Origin of the sequence: Escherichia sp. MOD1-EC5950 (assembly GCF_002965345.1) — a bacterium.
Lineage (GTDB): Bacteria > Pseudomonadota > Gammaproteobacteria > Enterobacterales > Enterobacteriaceae > Escherichia > Escherichia marmotae.
The window spans coordinates 1-510 of record NZ_PTSR01000134.1 but is presented as its reverse complement, the minus strand read 5'-3'; the positions used below and the strand labels follow the sequence as shown (position 1 = coordinate 510).

Here is a 510-nt window from a genome sequence, read left to right as displayed (position 1 = left end):
GGATACCGGGAAAAATGGTCTGTGGGAGATTAAAGGTGTTCCGGTCGATATTTTCTCAACCCGCAGTCAGCAAATCCGGGAAGCGGTCGGGGATGATGCATCGGCTAAATCCCGCAGTGTGGCTGCGCTGGATACCCGTCGCGCCAAACAGAAAGAGCCGGACAGAGAAGAGCTGCTGACAGAGTGGCATGAGCGTATTGACCGGACAGGATTCAGTTACCGGGCATTGCGGGAGAAAGCAGCAGAACGGGAAAAGGCTGTTTTGCCAGGAGAAGGCGAAGGGTATTCTCAGCGGGAGAAATTGTCTTCATCCACTTCTGACCAGCGTGAAGGTGTGACCGTACCGTCAGTGATGCGGGATGCTGTGTCACAGGCTATTTCCCTGCTGAGTGACCGCAGGGCACAGTTTACCTACTCCGATGTCCTGAGCAGGACGCTGGCACTGGTGGAGGCTGAACCGGGCAGTATTGCCATGGCCCGTGCCGGGATTGAGCAGGCCATCAGCAGCGG

1 protein-coding gene is annotated in these 510 nt (G+C 56.7%); it reads left to right on the top strand.

From position 1 onward, the window contains the following. The coding region (locus BEA93_RS24665; protein ID WP_157945158.1) for a relaxase domain-containing protein at positions 1-510 on the top strand (510 nt) is incomplete at both ends.